Origin of the sequence: Pseudomonas sp. CP4 (assembly GCF_047758505.1) — a bacterium.
Classification (GTDB): Bacteria; Pseudomonadota; Gammaproteobacteria; order Pseudomonadales; family Pseudomonadaceae; genus Aquipseudomonas; species Aquipseudomonas fluorescens_AO.
Window position 1 is genome coordinate 4,451,485 of sequence record NZ_CP180489.1, and the last position, 14,803, is coordinate 4,466,287.

Consider the following 14,803-nt stretch of genomic DNA (forward strand, 5'->3'; position numbering starts at 1 on the left):
GGGCTGCCATGTTACGTACAATCAACTTCATGGGCGTTCGCAACTTCGCGTTCGGCGTCACATTGCTGCTTACCGTCATTGCCTTGTTCAGTGTTGCCACCAAGGGCATGAACTGGGGCCTGGACTTCACCGGCGGTACGCTCATCGAGCTGACCTACGAGCGTCCGGCCGACGTCACCAAGGTGCGCGAGCAACTGGCGACTTCCGGTTATCACGAAGCTATCGTGCAGAACTTCGGCGCGACGACCGACCTGCTGGTGCGTATGCCGGGTGAAGATCCGCAGCTGGGCCATCAGGTTGCAGACGCATTGCAGAAAGTCGGCGGCGACAACCCGGCGACGGTCAAGCGTGTCGAGTTCGTCGGCCCGCAGGTCGGTGAAGAACTGCGCGACCAGGGCGGCCTCGGCATGCTGCTGGCGCTCGGCGGCATCCTGATCTACCTGGCGTTCCGCTTTCAGTGGAAGTTTGCGGTCGGCGCAATTGTCTCGCTGATCCACGACGTGATCGTGACCGTGGGGATCCTCTCGTACTTCCAGATCACCTTCGATCTGACAGTACTGGCGGCGGTGCTGGCCATTATCGGTTACTCGCTGAACGACACCATCGTGGTTTTCGACCGGGTGCGTGAGAACTTCCGCGTGCTGCGCAAGGCGACGCTGATCGAGAACATCAACATCTCGACCACTCAGACCCTGCTGCGCACCATGGCGACGTCGATCTCGACGTTGCTGGCGATCGCGGCGCTGCTGTTTTTCGGCGGCGACAACCTGTTCGGCTTCTCCATCGCACTGTTCATCGGTGTACTGGCGGGTACTTACTCGTCGATCTACATCGCCAACGTGGTGCTGATCTGGCTGAACCTGACCACCGAGGATCTGATTCCTCCGGCCAACACCGACAAGGAAGTCGACGACCGTCCATAACGGTTAGCGATTTCCCGGCTGTCAGCTGACAAAAGGTGCGAGTTGAACTCGCGCCTTTTTTTGTGCTCCAAGGCTGGGAGAAGCGCGGGCGTGTCCCGCATGTGATGGTCAGGAGGTTCATGTGAACAAGTCGTTGCTGGTTGGTGCGGTATTGGGTGCTGTCGGTGTCACAGCCGGGGGTGCTGTTGCCACCTACAGCCTGGTTAAAAGCGGCCCTGAGTATGCGCAAGTATTAGCCGTTGAGCCGGTCAAGACACAGATCAAGACTCCACGTGAAGTATGCAAGGATGTAACCGTGACCCGGCAGGCGCCGGTCAAGGATCAACACCAGATTCTCGGCACGGCGATCGGTGCCGTAGCCGGTGGTTTGTTGGGTAATCAGGTGGGCGGCGGTACCGGCAAGAAGATTGCCACTGTGGCCGGTGCAGTTGGCGGCGGTTATGCCGGTAACAAGGTTCAGGAAGGTATGCAGAACCGCGACACCTACACCACCACGCAAACCCGCTGCAACACGGTCAATGACATCAGCGACAAGGTCGTCGGTTACGACGTGCGTTACTCGCTCGATGGCAAGGAAGGCAAAGTGCGGATGGATCGCGATCCGGGCAACCAGATTCCGGTCGACAAGGAAGGCAAGCTGATCCTGTCGCAGAATGAGCCGGGTCAGTAAGGCTTTACCGTTTTGAAAAGAAGCACCCTGCGGGGTGCTTTTTTTATACCCGCGTTTCAGGGCTGCACGCGATACTCACCTGTGGGAGCGAGCCTGCTCGCGAATACGGTCCAACAGTTGATATTTCCTTTGCTGACACGCCCCATTCGCGAGCAGGCTCGCTCCCACAGGGAATTGTGCTGGTTGGAATTGCAGGCATAAAAAAAGCACCCCGGAGGGTGCTTTTTGGTTTCGCGTAAAGCTTAGCGCTTCAGCGAGGCCGGCAGGTGCGGCTGGATCGCCGTCAGCACTGCCTTGAAGCACTTGGTGTTGCCGGCAACGATGTGGCCTTTCTCAAGGAAATCGTGACCGCCGGTGAAGTCGCTCACCAGGCCGCCGGCTTCCTGAATCAGCAGGGCGCCTGCAGCCATGTCCCACTCGGACAGACCCGACTCCCAGAACGCATCGAAGCGACCGGCAGCCACGTAGGCCAGGTCCAGGCTCGCCGAACCGGCGCGGCGGATACCGGCAGTCTGGCCAACCAGGGCGCGGAACATGCCCAGGTAGTTGTCGAGGTTGTCCATCTGATCGTCACGGAACGGGAAGCCGGTGCCGAGCAGGGCGCCGTCGAGGCTGGTGCGACCGCTGACGCGCAGACGACGACCGTTCAGTTGAGCGCCGCGACCACGGCTGGCGGTGAATTCTTCCTGGCGAACCGGGTCCAGAACCACTGCGTGTTCCAGGCGGCCACGATATTTGCAGGCGATGCTCACTGCAAAATGCGGAATGCCACGGAGGAAGTTGGTGGTGCCGTCCAGCGGATCGATGATCCACAGGTACTCTTCGCCTTCGATGCCGGTGCCGGTGTGCAGGCCGGTTTCTTCACCCTGAATCGAGTGATTCGGGTAAGCCTTGCGCAGGGCATCGATGATTTTCTGTTCAGCGGCGCGATCAACCTCGGATACGTAATCCTTGGCGTCTTTTTCGTCGACCTTGATGGTATCCAGGCGCTCGATGGAGCGGAAGATCAGTTCACTGGCGCTGCGGGCGGCGCGCAGCGCGATATTCAGCATGGGCTGCATGGATGTGTCACCTAAGGTTGTTAAAGAAAGCCGCGCATTCTATCAGAACTTTTCTTCAGGTGAAGGACGCTGTTCGCTTTCATAGCTTAACGGTAGGCTGTTCTGTAAGATTTGCCCCCCTTTCCTGTGTCCGAGAGCGCCTCCCTTGCTGCAGAACATTCGTGTCGTCCTGGTCAACACCAGCCACCCCGGCAACATCGGCGGGGCCGCGCGCGCCATGAAAAACATGGGTCTGTCGCGACTGGTGCTGGTCGAACCGCGGGTCTTCCCGCACCACGAGGCCGATGCTCGCGCCTCCGGTGCCGGTGACATTCTTGAAAACGCGCAAGTCGTCGCCACGTTGGAAGATGCTTTGGTCGGTTGCAATCTGGTGCTCGGCACCAGCGCCCGCGATCGGCGCATTCCCTGGCCGCTGCTGGATCCGCGCGAATGCGGCAACAAGGTGGTCGAGGAAGCCGGGCAGGGCGCCGAGATTGCTTTGGTGTTCGGTCGTGAAGACTCCGGCCTGACCAATGAAGAGCTGCAGCGATGTCATTTTCACGTGCACATCCCTTCCGACCCGACGTTCAGTTCGCTGAACCTCGGGGCGGCGGTGCAGGTGTTGAGTTATGAAGTGCGCATGGCCTGGCTGGCCGCACAGGGTCAGCCGAGCAAAGTCGAGAAAGAGGAAGTGGCCTCGGTGAAAAGCGCCGAGCTGGCGACCATGGATGAGCTGGAGCGCTTTTATGAGCACCTGGAGCAGACGCTGGTTGCCATCGAATTCCTCGACCCGGAAAAACCACGGCACTTGATGGCGCGCCTGCGCCGGTTGTACGGACGCAGCTCGGTCAGCCGGGCGGAAATGAATATTTTGCGTGGCATTCTCACGGAAACCCAGAAAGCGGCCCGTGGCGAACTTCTAAAGCGGAAGGATTGAATGATGTTTGAGCGTTTGCGTGAAGATATCCAAAGCGTATTCCATCGAGACCCGGCGGCGCGTAACGCTTTTGAAGTCCTGACCTGCTACCCCGGCATGCATGCGATCTGGATTCATCGTCTGGCCGGCATGCTCTGGCGCAACGAACTGAAATGGCTGGCGCGGCTGGTGTCGAACTTCGGTCGCTGGCTGACCGGGATCGAGATTCATCCGGGTGCCAAGGTCGGTCGGCGTTTCTTCATCGACCACGGCATGGGCATCGTCATTGGTGAAACCGCCGAGATCGGCGACGACGTCACCATCTATCAAGGCGTGACCCTCGGCGGCACCAGCTGGAACAAAGGCAAGCGCCACCCGACTCTCGGAGACGGCGTTGTAGTCGGTGCCGGGGCCAAGGTTCTCGGTCCGTTCACGGTCGGTGCAGGCGCCAAAGTCGGCTCCAACGCTGTGGTCACCAAGGAAGTGCCACCGGGCGCCACTGTGGTGGGGATTCCGGGGCGGATCATCGTCAAGACCGATGAAGAGCAGGACGCCAAGCGCAAAGCCATGGCGGAAAAGATCGGCTTCGACGCTTACGGCGTCAGCGAAGACATGCCCGACCCGGTGGCTCGCGCCATTGGCCAGTTGCTCGATCATCTGCAAGCGGTGGATGGGCGTCTGGAAGGCATGTGCGGCGCGCTGAAGGATCTGGGCAGCAATTACTGTGCGAAAGATCTGCCTGAGCTGCGCGAAGAAGACTTCGCATGCGTCAAGGGCAAGGACGAATCGAAAGCCGGCTGAACCGCGGCGCTGCTTTTCGCGAGCAGGCTCGCTCCCACAGATGAATGCATTCCAATGTGGGAGCGAGCCTGCTCGCGAAGAACGATCACGCGGTTGCGCTGGCTGTCCGCAACCCGTCTTTGCTATAGTGCGCGCGCTCTTTTGCGGGTAAACCCGACTAAAGCACTAGGTCTTATAGTTGACTTAAATGCTCGGGAATTGCATACTCCCGCCCATTCCGAACTCCGTGGTAACTGTCCATGCGACTGACTACAAAAGGCCGATACGCCGTGACCGCCATGCTTGACCTGGCGTTGCACGCGCAGCACGGGCCGGTGTCTCTGGCCGATATCTCCGAGCGCCAAGGCATCTCCCTGTCCTACCTCGAACAGCTGTTCGCCAAGCTGCGCCGCAGCAACCTGGTTTCCAGCGTTCGCGGTCCGGGTGGTGGCTACCAGTTGTCCCGCGACATGCAGGGCATCCAGGTCGCCCAGGTGATCGATGCGGTGAACGAATCGGTCGATGCCACCAAGTGCCAGGGCCAGGGCGATTGCCATTCCGGTGATACCTGCCTGACCCATCATCTGTGGTGCGACTTGAGCCTGCAGATTCACGAATTTCTGAGCGGTATCAGCTTGGCCGACCTTGTGACTCGCCGTGAGGTACAAGAAGTGGCCCAGCGTCAGGACCAGCGCCGTTGCAGCAGCAAGGCGCCACGCCTGGACAAGATTGAAGCGTCCGCCGTCGAATGACAGCCGAAGAGCTACCCGCGGCACGCCAGCCCTGATTTAGGAGATAGTCCATGAAATTGCCGATTTACCTTGATTACTCTGCAACCACCCCGGTTGATCCGCGCGTTGCGCAGAAAATGAGTGAATGCCTGCTGGTCGACGGAAACTTCGGTAACCCGGCGTCCCGCTCCCACGTGTTCGGCTGGAAAGCTGAAGAGTCCGTCGAAAACGCTCGTCGTCAGGTGGCCGATCTGGTCAACGCCGACCCGCGCGAAATTGTCTGGACCTCCGGCGCGACCGAATCCGACAACCTGGCGATCAAGGGCGCGGCACATTTCTACGCCTCCAAAGGCAAGCACCTGATCACCAGCAAGATCGAACACAAGGCTGTCCTCGACACCATGCGCCAGCTGGAGCGTGAAGGCTTCGAAGTGACCTACCTCGAGCCGACCGAAGACGGTCTGATCACCCCGGCGATGATTGACGCGGCACTGCGCGAAGACACCATTCTGGTGTCGGTGATGCACGTGAACAACGAGATCGGCACCGTCAACGACATCGCCGCCATCGGCGAGATGCTGCGCGCCAAAGGTGTGCTGTTCCACGTTGACGCCGCTCAGTCCACTGGCAAGGTCGAAATCGATCTGCAGAAGCTGAAAGTCGACATGATGTCGTTCTCCGCCCACAAGACTTATGGGCCTAAAGGCATCGGCGCGCTGTACGTCAGCCGCAAGCCGCGTGTGCGCATCGAAGCGACCATGCACGGCGGCGGTCACGAGCGCGGCATGCGTTCCGGCACCTTGGCGACTCACCAGATTGTCGGCATGGGCGAAGCGTTCCGCGTAGCCAAAGAGGACATGGCTGCTGAAAACCTGCGCATCAAAGCCTTGAGCGATCGTTTCTACAAGCAGGTCGAGCATCTGGAAGAGCTGTACGTCAACGGCAGCCTGACCGCCCGCGTTCCGCACAACCTGAACCTGAGCTTCAACTACGTTGAAGGCGAGTCGCTGATCATGGCGCTCAAGGATCTGGCGGTATCGTCCGGTTCGGCCTGCACCTCGGCGTCGCTTGAGCCTTCGTACGTACTGCGCGCCCTGGGCCGCAACGACGAACTGGCACACAGCTCGATCCGCTTTACCTTCGGCCGTTTCACCACCGAAGAAGAAATCGACTACGCCGCGCAGAAAGTCTGCGAGGCCGTTACCAAGCTGCGCGCTCTGTCGCCGCTGTGGGACATGTACAAAGACGGCGTCGATATCTCGAAAATCGAGTGGGCGGCACACTAACTATAGAAGCCGCCGGATACAGATCCTGTAGCGACGCGGCGTTAACGCAGCGCAGTTGCAGGGTCTCAAGAGCGGCCCTGATGAGTGAGGATTGAGAATCATGGCTTACAGCGAAAAGGTCATCGACCACTACGAAAACCCGCGCAACGTCGGCAAGATGAACGCGGAAGATCCTGATGTCGGCACCGGCATGGTCGGCGCTCCGGCGTGCGGCGACGTGATGCGTCTGCAGATCAAGGTCAACGATCAGGGCGTTATCGAAGACGCCAAGTTCAAGACCTACGGTTGCGGTTCGGCAATCGCCTCCAGCTCCCTCGCTACCGAGTGGATGAAGGGCAAGACCCTGGACGAAGCCGAAACCATCAAGAACACTCAGCTGGCCGAAGAACTGGCTTTGCCGCCAGTGAAAATCCACTGCTCCGTGCTCGCCGAAGACGCTATCAAAGCGGCTGTTCGCGATTACAAGCAGAAGAAAGGCTTGATCTGAATTTCAAGATTCGGCGACGAGTAAGGAGTCAACGATGGCTATCAGCATGACAGAAGCGGCTGCTCGACACGTGCGGCGCTCCCTCGACGGGCGCGGCAAAGGTGAAGGGATTCGTCTGGGTGTTCGCACCACAGGCTGTTCCGGCCTTGCCTACGTGCTGGAGTTTGTCGACGAGGTAGTGGCGGAAGATCAGGTGTTCGAGAGTCACGGCGAAAAAGTGATCATCGACCCGAAAAGCCTGGCCTACCTGGACGGCACCGAGCTCGACTTCGTCAAGGAAGGGTTGAACGAAGGCTTCAAGTTCAACAACCCCAACGTGCGCGGTGAATGTGGCTGCGGCGAAAGCTTCAACATCTGAGGCTGGTCGTGGGTATTCCTTGTCATTTCGCTTTATTCGAGCTGCAACCGAGCTTCCGCCTGGATCTCGAGCAGTTGGCCACGCGCTACCGTGAGTTGGCGCGCGGCGTCCATCCTGACCGTTTTGCCGATGCATCCGAACGCGAACAGCGCTCGGCGCTCGAGCAATCGGCGCGGCTCAACGACGCCTACCAGACGCTCAAGAGTCCGGCCCAGCGCGCACGCTACCTGCTGAAAATCAGCGGGCATGAAGTGCCGATGGAGGTCACGGTCCACGATCCCGAGTTTCTTTTGCAGCAGATGCAATGGCGCGAAGAGCTCGAAGATCTGCAGGACAGTGCCGACCTCGACGGTGTTGCGGTGTTCAAGCGTCGCTTGAAAGCTGCTCAGGAAGAACTCAATGAGAGCTTCGCAGCCTGTTGGGATGATGCTGCGCAACGTGAACAGGCCGAACGCCTGATGCGGCGCATGCAGTTCCTCGACAAGCTCACCTACGAAGTGCGCCAGCTGGAAGAGCGCCTCGACGATTAACCCAGTGCTGCGCTGAATTGCACGCTGACAGACAGACAAGACCTGATCACCATGGCTCTACTGCAGATCGCCGAACCCGGCCAAAGTCCTCAACCGCACCAGCGTCGCCTGGCGGTGGGCATCGACTTGGGTACTACCAATTCGCTGGTCGCTGCGCTGCGCAGTGGTCTTTCCGAACCGCTGGCCGACGCCAACGGGCAGGTCATCCTGCCGTCCGCCGTGCGTTATCACGCCGACCGCGTTGAAGTCGGTGAGTCCGCCAAGCTGGCGGCATCCTCCGATCCTCTGAACACCGTGCTCTCGGTCAAGCGCTTGATGGGTCGTGGCCTGTCCGACGTCAAGCAATTGGGCGAACAGCTGCCGTACCGCTTCGTCGGCGGCGAATCACACATGCCGTTCATCGACACCGTGCAAGGCCCGAAAAGCCCGGTTGAAGTCTCCGCCGATATCCTCAAAGTCCTGCGTCAGCGTGCTGAGGCGACCTTGGGTGGCGAACTGGTTGGTGCGGTGATCACCGTTCCTGCCTACTTCGATGATGCGCAGCGTCAGGCCACCAAAGATGCGGCCAAGCTCGCCGGTCTGAACGTGTTGCGTCTGCTCAACGAGCCGACCGCTGCTGCTGTGGCGTATGGTCTGGATCAACACGCTGAAGGCCTGGTTGCGATTTATGACCTTGGTGGCGGTACTTTCGACATTTCGATTCTGCGTCTGACTGGCGGCGTTTTCGAGGTTCTGGCCACTGGCGGCGACAGCGCGCTGGGCGGCGATGACTTCGATCATGCGATTGCCGGCTGGATCATCGAGAACGCAGGCCTGTCCGCCGATCTCGATCCGGGCGCCCAACGCAATCTGCTGCAAACCGCCTGTGCGGCCAAAGAAGCTTTGACCGATGCGGCCAGTGTGGAAGTGGCTTACGGCGACTGGAAAGCACAATTGACCCGTGAAGCCTTCGATGCGCTGATCGAGCCAATGGTCGCGCGCAGTCTGAAAGCCTGCCGCCGCGCCGTTCGCGATTCCGGTATCGAACTGGAAGACGTCCACGCCGTGGTCATGGTCGGCGGTTCGACCCGCGTGCCACGTGTGCGTGAAGCCGTTGCCGAAGCCTTCGGTCGTCAGCCACTGACGGAAATCGACCCGGATCAAGTGGTGGCCATCGGGGCCGCGATCCAGGCCGATACCCTGGCTGGCAACAAGCGCGATGGCGGCGAATTGCTGCTGCTCGACGTGATTCCGTTGTCCTTGGGGCTGGAAACCATGGGCGGTCTGATGGAGAAGGTGATTCCGCGCAACACCACGATCCCCGTCGCCCGCGCCCAGGATTTCACCACCTATAAAGACGGCCAGTCGGCCATGGCCATCCACGTGTTGCAGGGCGAGCGCGAGCTGATCAGCGATTGCCGCTCTCTGGCGCGCTTCGAATTGCGCGGCATTCCGGCGATGGTGGCGGGTGCGGCGAAGATTCGCGTGACCTTCCAGGTCGACGCCGACGGTCTGCTCAGCGTGTCTGCCCGTGAATTGGGCTCGGGCGTTGAAGCGAGCATTCAGGTCAAGCCGTCCTACGGCCTGACCGACGGCGAAATCGCCAAAATGCTCAAAGACTCGTTCCAGCACGCCAATGACGACAAGGTCGCCCGCGTTCTGCGTGAGCAGCAAGTCGATGCCCAGCGCCTGCTCGAAGCGGTGCAGGGCGCGCTGGAGGCCGATGGCGAGCGCTTGCTCGACGCCGAAGAGCGCATGGTCATCGAACTGCAAATGCAGGAACTGGCCGAACTGATGAAAGGTACCGATGGTTACGCCATCGAGCAGCAGACCAAGCGTCTGTCGCAGGTGACCGATGCTTTTGCTGCCCGCCGCATGGACCTGACGGTGAAAGCCGCTCTGTCGGGGCGCAACCTGAATGAAATCGAGGATATCTGATGCCGCAGGTCATTTTTCTGCCCCACGAGAAGTTCTGCCCTGAAGGCATGGTGGTCGAGGCTGCGCCCGGCACATCGATTCTCGAACTGGCCCACGAACACCATATCGAGATGGAAAGCGCGTGCGGCGGCGTCTGCGCCTGCACTACTTGCCATTGCATCATCCGCGAGGGTTTCGACTCGCTGGAAGAGGCCGATGAGCTGGAAGAAGACTTCCTCGACCGTGCCTGGGGCCTTGAGGCGCAATCGCGTCTCGCTTGCCAGGCCATCGTCGGTGAGGAAGACCTCACCGTCGAGATTCCGAAATATTCGCTTAACCATGCGGCCGAAGCGCCGCACTGACTGGTAAGACTGTCATGAGCTACGGTTGGAATGATGTTCAACGCATTGCAGAAGAGCTGGCCGAGGCCCATGAGGGACTCGACCCGTATTCTGTAGGTTTTGTCCGTTTGCAGCAGATGATTCTTGAACTGCCGGACTTCGATGCGACTTCTGGCCGGGTCGGCGAGAAGGTGCTTGAAGCGGTTCAGGAGCTCTGGGCCGCAGAATTGGACTGATCGTCTCGCAGGTTAGGCAATACCCAAGAACCCGCGTATAATTCGCGGGTTTAATTTTTCGCAAATTACCGTTTCTGGAGTTACACCATGGCTGTTCAACGTACTTTCTCCATCATCAAGCCTGACGCCGTTGCTAAAAACGTGATCGGCAAGATCACCACTCGCTTCGAAGACGCTGGCCTGCGCGTTGTAGCTTCGAAACTGAAGCAACTGTCCAAAGCCGAAGCCGAAGGCTTCTACGCTGAGCACAGCGAGCGCGGTTTCTTCGGTGACCTGGTTGCTTTCATGACTTCCGGCCCGGTTGTCGTTCAGGTTCTGGAAGGCGAAAACGCTATCGCTCGCAACCGTGAGCTGATGGGCGCTACCAACCCTAAAGAAGCCGCTGCCGGCACCATCCGTGCTGACTTCGCTGAATCGATCGACGCCAACGCCGTTCACGGTTCGGACTCCGAAGCTGCTGCCGCTCGCGAAATCGCTTACTTCTTCGCAGCTACTGAAGTAACCACTCGCTAAGCATTGCTTGCAGAGTGAAGGTGAATCCATGACTACATCGACTGTTAAAACAAACCTGCTGGGTCTGACCCAGCCGGAAATGGAAAAATTCTTCGACTCAATCGGGGAGAAGCGTTTCCGTGCCGGTCAGGTAATGAAATGGATTCACCACTTTGGCGTCGATGATTTCGACGCCATGACGAACGTCAGCAAAGCCTTGCGCGACAAGCTCAAGGCCATTGCTGAAGTGCGTGGTCCGGAAGTGGTCAGCGAGGACATCTCCAGCGACGGCACCCGTAAATGGGTGGTGCGCGTGGCGTCCGGCAGCTGCGTCGAGACCGTGTACATTCCCCAGGGCAAACGCGGCACTCTGTGCGTTTCGTCCCAGGCAGGCTGTGCCCTGGACTGCAGTTTCTGCTCCACCGGCAAGCAAGGCTTCAACAGCAACCTCACCGCCGCCGAAGTCATCGGTCAGGTGTGGATTGCCAACAAATCTTTCGGCAGCGTCCCGGCCACCGTCGACCGCGCCATCACCAACGTGGTGATGATGGGCATGGGCGAGCCGTTGCTGAACTTCGATAACGTCGTCGCCGCCATGCATCTGATGATGGATGACCTCGGCTACGGGATCTCCAAGCGCCGCGTGACCCTGTCCACTTCGGGCGTGGTGCCGATGATCGATGAGCTGGCCAAGCACATCGACGTGTCCCTGGCGTTGTCCCTGCACGCACCGAACGACGCATTGCGTAACCAATTGGTGCCGATCAACAAGAAATATCCGCTTAAGATGCTGCTCGAGTCGTGCCAGCGCTACATGTCCGCCCTTGGCGAGAAACGTGTGCTGACCATCGAGTACACCTTGCTCAAGGACGTCAACGACAAGCTTGAGCACGCCGTGGAAATGATCGAGCTGCTTAAAGACATCCCGTGCAAGATCAACCTGATCCCCTTCAACCCATTCCCGCACTCCGGGTACGAGCGGCCGAGCAACAATGCCATCCGCCGCTTCCAGGATCAGTTGCATCAGGCCGGTTTCAACGTCACTGTGCGCACCACCCGTGGTGAAGACATCGACGCCGCATGTGGTCAATTGGTAGGGCAGGTGCTGGATCGCACCCGTCGCAGCGAACGTTATATCGCCGTGCGCGAGTTGAGCGCCGACAGCGATCTGGCACAGAACGCCGCGAACACTAACTAAGAGAGGATCTCTATGTCCCTGCGCTTTGCGCTGCTGTTGCTGTTGGCCAGCCTGTGCGCTGGTTGTGTCCTGTCGGGTGACTACAACCCGATGAAGACCAGCAAGGGCCGCGATGAAGCGCGGGCTGCCTACGTGCAGCTGGGTCTGGGCTATCTGCAGCAGGGCATGACCGAGCGCGCCAAGGTGCCCTTGAAGAAAGCGCTGGAGCTGGACGGTTCCGACCCCGACGCCAATGCCGCGCTCGGTCTGGTGTTTCAGGCTGAAATGGAGCCGGCACTGGCCGACGAGCATTTCCGCAAGGCCTTGTCCTCACGTCCCGCCGATGCACGCATCCTCAACAACTACGGCAGTTTTCTCTACGAAGAACAGCGCTATAAGGAAGCCTACGAGCGTTTTGAACAAGCGGCCGCCGATACCCTGTATCCTGAGCGTTCGCGGGTCTTCGAAAACCTCGGCATGACCGCCGCCAAGCTTGGCCAGCGCGATCTGGCACAGCAACAGCTGGAAAAAGCCCTGCGCCTGAACCGCCAACAACCGCGCGCATTGCTGGAAATGGCTGAGTTGTCCTTCGAAGACAGGCATTATGTGCCCGCGCGTGACTATTACGACCGTTTCAGCCAGCTGACCGAACAAAATGCACGTAGTCTATTGCTCGGCGTTCGGCTGGCAAAAGTGTTTGAAGATCGCGACAAGGCAGCCAGTTACGGTCTGCAATTAAAACGACTCTATCCCGGTACGCCGGAATATCAGCAATACCTGTCGGAGCAATGATGAAAGCGGCGCATCCCGAAGTTGTAGCAGCGAATCGCGTTAATCCCGGTGAGACCCTGCGCCAGGCCCGCGAAAGCAATGGCTGGTCGCTGGCCGAAGTGGCCCTCAAGCTCAACCTCACCGTGACATCCCTGAGCAATCTTGAAGCCGGCGCTTTCGACAAGCTGCCGGGGCATACCTTCGCTCGCGGTTACATTCGCGCCTATGCCAAATTGCTCGGTATGGACCAGACCGTTCTGGTTCAGCAGTTCGACCAGTCCACCGGCACCGACTCCCAGGGCAGCAACGTTCACGCCCTCGGTCGTATCGAAGAGCCGGTGCGCGTTTCCCACACCATTTTGCGTATCGTCAGCCTGTTGCTGCTGATCGCGGTCATCGGCGGCGGTTTCGTCTGGTGGCAGGATCAGACCTCCCAGCGCACCCGCGATCTGACCAGCCTCGCGCCGGAACACGTCGAAGTCGAAGGCGCTGACGGCACCACGCAGATCCACCCGATCGACGAGCCGGAAGATCAGGCTGTCGCCGAGAATCAGGCTGACAACTCGACATCGCTGGCCCTGCCGCAGTCGGAAACCAGCGCTGAATCCACCGGCGCCGAATCCGCTGCGCCAGCCACCGAGCCGGCCGCGCCAGCTGTTGCACCAAGCGCACCGGCCCACACCCCGGCGCCAGTGGTGGCGGCTCCGACCGCTCCCGCCCCGAATGTCCCTGCGACACCGGCCCCGACCGCGCCGGTTGCTCAAGCGCCAAGCGCTGAAGCAGCTGCTCCGGTTGCCGGCGAAGGCCAGGTGCAATTGCAGTTCACCGGCGATTGCTGGGCACAGGTGACCGATGGCCGTGGCAAAGTGATTTTCAGTGGTCTGAAGCATAAAGGCGACAGCGTGACCGTCTCCGGCAAGCCGCCGCTCAATGTGCGTCTGGGCGTTGCCCGCGCGGCACAGGTCAGCTACAACGGCCAACCGGTCGACATCGCTCCGTTCACCAGTGGCGAGACTGCTCGCCTGAAGTTGGGTCAATAAGTCATGCACGGCGAATCTCCAATCAAACGTCGCGAATCGCGCAAGATCTGGGTCGGCAACGTACCGGTGGGCGGCGATGCGCCGATCGCTGTGCAGAGCATGACCAACAGCGATACCAATGATGTCGCTGCGACCGTGGCGCAGATCAATCGTCTGGAAGCTGCCGGCGTCGACATCGTTCGCGTCTCGGTGCCGGACATGGACGCCGCCGAGGCGTTCGGCAAGATCAAGCAACTGGTCAAAGTGCCGTTGGTGGCTGACATCCACTTCGACTACAAAATCGCTTTGCGCGTGGCCGAACTGGGTGTGGACTGCCTGCGCATCAACCCGGGCAACATCGGTCGTGAAGACCGCGTGCGTGCTGTGGTTGATGCTGCCCGTGATCGCGGCATTCCGATCCGCATCGGCGTCAACGCCGGTTCCCTGGAAAAAGACCTGCAGAAGAAATACGGCGAGCCGACCCCGGCGGCGCTGGTCGAATCCGCGCTGCGCCACGTTGAACACCTCGAACGCCTGAATTTCCAGGACTTCAAGGTCAGCGTGAAGGCCTCCGATGTGTTCATGGCCGTCGAAGCCTACCGTTTGCTGGCAAAGGAAATCGTCCAGCCGCTGCACTTGGGTATCACCGAAGCTGGTGGTTTGCGTTCGGGCACGGTGAAATCCGCCGTGGGCCTAGGTATGCTGCTCGCCGAAGGGATTGGCGATACTATCCGGATCTCGCTGGCGGCCGACCCGGTCGAGGAAGTGAAGGTCGGTTACGACATTCTCAAGTCTTTGCATCTGCGTTCCCGTGGCATCAACTTCATCGCCTGCCCGAGCTGCTCGCGGCAGAACTTCGATGTGGTCAAGACCATGAACGAGCTGGAAGGGCGCCTTGAAGACCTGCTGGTGCCGCTGGATGTCGCGGTCATCGGTTGCGTGGTCAACGGCCCCGGCGAAGCCAAGGAAGCCCATATCGGCTTGACCGGCGGCACGCCCAACCTGATTTACATCGACGGCAAGCCGTCGCAGAAGCTGACGAATGACAATCTGGTGGACGAGCTGGAAAAGCTGATCCGCCAGAAAGCGGCCGAAAAGGTCGAAGCTGACGCTGCCGTTATCGCGCGCGGCTGATCGAACGAATTAAGGA

At 59.8% G+C, this 14,803-nt stretch carries 18 protein-coding genes; 17 read left to right on the forward strand and 1 reads right to left on the reverse strand.

The window, feature by feature from the left end:
* Positions 1-8: 8 nt before the first annotated feature.
* Positions 9-923: a protein translocase subunit SecF gene (gene secF / locus ACMYUN_RS20080; protein ID WP_415761559.1), complete on the forward strand. Its 915-nt coding sequence runs from the start codon at positions 9-11 to the stop codon at positions 921-923.
* Positions 924-1,044: 121 nt separating this feature from the next.
* The gene (locus ACMYUN_RS20085) at positions 1,045-1,593 is read left to right on the forward strand and encodes a glycine zipper 2TM domain-containing protein (RefSeq protein ID WP_039761427.1); all 549 of its coding nucleotides are present in this window, start codon (positions 1,045-1,047) and stop codon (positions 1,591-1,593) included.
* A 242-nt stretch (positions 1,594-1,835) separates the two neighbouring features.
* On the opposite strand, the gene suhB is transcribed toward ACMYUN_RS20085, so the two are convergent.
* Positions 1,836-2,654 carry an inositol-phosphate phosphatase gene (suhB, locus tag ACMYUN_RS20090; protein WP_415761560.1) on the reverse strand — a complete coding sequence of 273 codons (819 nt, stop codon included), beginning with the start codon at positions 2,652-2,654 and terminating at the stop codon, positions 1,836-1,838.
* Between the two features lie 145 nt (positions 2,655-2,799).
* Here suhB and trmJ point away from each other — a divergent pair, with 145 nt between their 5' ends.
* The 15 genes from trmJ (at position 2,800) to ispG (ending at position 14,787) form a co-directional block, all read left to right on the forward strand.
* The gene (gene trmJ, locus ACMYUN_RS20095; protein ID WP_073473313.1) at positions 2,800-3,570 is read left to right on the forward strand and encodes a tRNA (cytosine(32)/uridine(32)-2'-O)-methyltransferase TrmJ; all 771 of its coding nucleotides are present in this window, start codon (positions 2,800-2,802) and stop codon (positions 3,568-3,570) included.
* A gap of 3 nt (positions 3,571-3,573) precedes the next feature.
* On the forward strand, positions 3,574-4,350 hold the full coding sequence (cysE, locus tag ACMYUN_RS20100) for a serine O-acetyltransferase (RefSeq protein ID WP_024014221.1): 777 nt from the start codon (positions 3,574-3,576) through the stop codon (positions 4,348-4,350).
* A 239-nt stretch (positions 4,351-4,589) separates the two neighbouring features.
* Positions 4,590-5,081, forward strand: coding sequence for a Fe-S cluster assembly transcriptional regulator IscR (iscR, locus tag ACMYUN_RS20105; protein WP_016773323.1), 492 nt, complete (start codon positions 4,590-4,592; stop codon positions 5,079-5,081).
* Between the two features lie 50 nt (positions 5,082-5,131).
* Positions 5,132-6,346: an IscS subfamily cysteine desulfurase gene (locus ACMYUN_RS20110; RefSeq protein WP_415761561.1), complete on the forward strand. Its 1,215-nt coding sequence runs from the start codon at positions 5,132-5,134 to the stop codon at positions 6,344-6,346.
* A 100-nt stretch (positions 6,347-6,446) separates the two neighbouring features.
* Complete coding sequence (iscU, locus tag ACMYUN_RS20115; RefSeq protein WP_003227907.1) at positions 6,447-6,833, forward strand: Fe-S cluster assembly scaffold IscU; 387 nt, start codon at positions 6,447-6,449, stop codon at positions 6,831-6,833.
* 34 nt (positions 6,834-6,867) lie between these two features.
* Positions 6,868-7,191, forward strand: a complete 324-nt coding sequence (iscA, locus tag ACMYUN_RS20120; RefSeq protein WP_003227904.1) for an iron-sulfur cluster assembly protein IscA — start codon at positions 6,868-6,870, stop codon at positions 7,189-7,191.
* A gap of 8 nt (positions 7,192-7,199) precedes the next feature.
* Positions 7,200-7,721: a co-chaperone HscB gene (gene hscB, locus ACMYUN_RS20125; protein WP_039761432.1), complete on the forward strand. Its 522-nt coding sequence runs from the start codon at positions 7,200-7,202 to the stop codon at positions 7,719-7,721.
* Positions 7,722-7,772: 51 nt separating this feature from the next.
* A complete protein-coding gene (gene hscA, locus ACMYUN_RS20130; protein ID WP_415761562.1) occupies positions 7,773-9,638 on the forward strand; it encodes a Fe-S protein assembly chaperone HscA in 1,866 nt (621 codons plus the stop codon).
* Positions 9,638-9,979 (forward strand): ISC system 2Fe-2S type ferredoxin, encoded by a 342-nt coding sequence (gene fdx / locus ACMYUN_RS20135; RefSeq protein ID WP_016773327.1) that lies wholly within the window; start codon positions 9,638-9,640, stop codon positions 9,977-9,979. The genes hscA and fdx overlap by 1 nt, the downstream gene beginning before the upstream one ends.
* A gap of 14 nt (positions 9,980-9,993) precedes the next feature.
* Positions 9,994-10,194, forward strand: a complete 201-nt coding sequence (iscX, locus tag ACMYUN_RS20140) for a Fe-S cluster assembly protein IscX (protein WP_016773328.1) — start codon at positions 9,994-9,996, stop codon at positions 10,192-10,194.
* 87 nt (positions 10,195-10,281) lie between these two features.
* Entirely contained in the window at positions 10,282-10,707 is a 426-nt protein-coding gene (ndk, locus tag ACMYUN_RS20145) for a nucleoside-diphosphate kinase (protein WP_024014216.1), read from the forward strand.
* Between the two features lie 28 nt (positions 10,708-10,735).
* On the forward strand, positions 10,736-11,884 hold the full coding sequence (rlmN, locus tag ACMYUN_RS20150; RefSeq protein ID WP_024014215.1) for a 23S rRNA (adenine(2503)-C(2))-methyltransferase RlmN: 1,149 nt from the start codon (positions 10,736-10,738) through the stop codon (positions 11,882-11,884).
* A gap of 12 nt (positions 11,885-11,896) precedes the next feature.
* Positions 11,897-12,655 carry a type IV pilus biogenesis/stability protein PilW gene (gene pilW / locus ACMYUN_RS20155; protein ID WP_016773330.1) on the forward strand — a complete coding sequence of 253 codons (759 nt, stop codon included), beginning with the start codon at positions 11,897-11,899 and terminating at the stop codon, positions 12,653-12,655.
* Complete coding sequence (locus ACMYUN_RS20160; RefSeq protein WP_039761434.1) at positions 12,655-13,674, forward strand: helix-turn-helix domain-containing protein; 1,020 nt, start codon at positions 12,655-12,657, stop codon at positions 13,672-13,674. The genes pilW and ACMYUN_RS20160 overlap by 1 nt, the downstream gene beginning before the upstream one ends.
* Before the next feature lie 3 nt (positions 13,675-13,677).
* On the forward strand, positions 13,678-14,787 hold the full coding sequence (gene ispG / locus ACMYUN_RS20165; RefSeq protein ID WP_016773332.1) for a flavodoxin-dependent (E)-4-hydroxy-3-methylbut-2-enyl-diphosphate synthase: 1,110 nt from the start codon (positions 13,678-13,680) through the stop codon (positions 14,785-14,787).
* Positions 14,788-14,803: the final 16 nt, after the last annotated feature.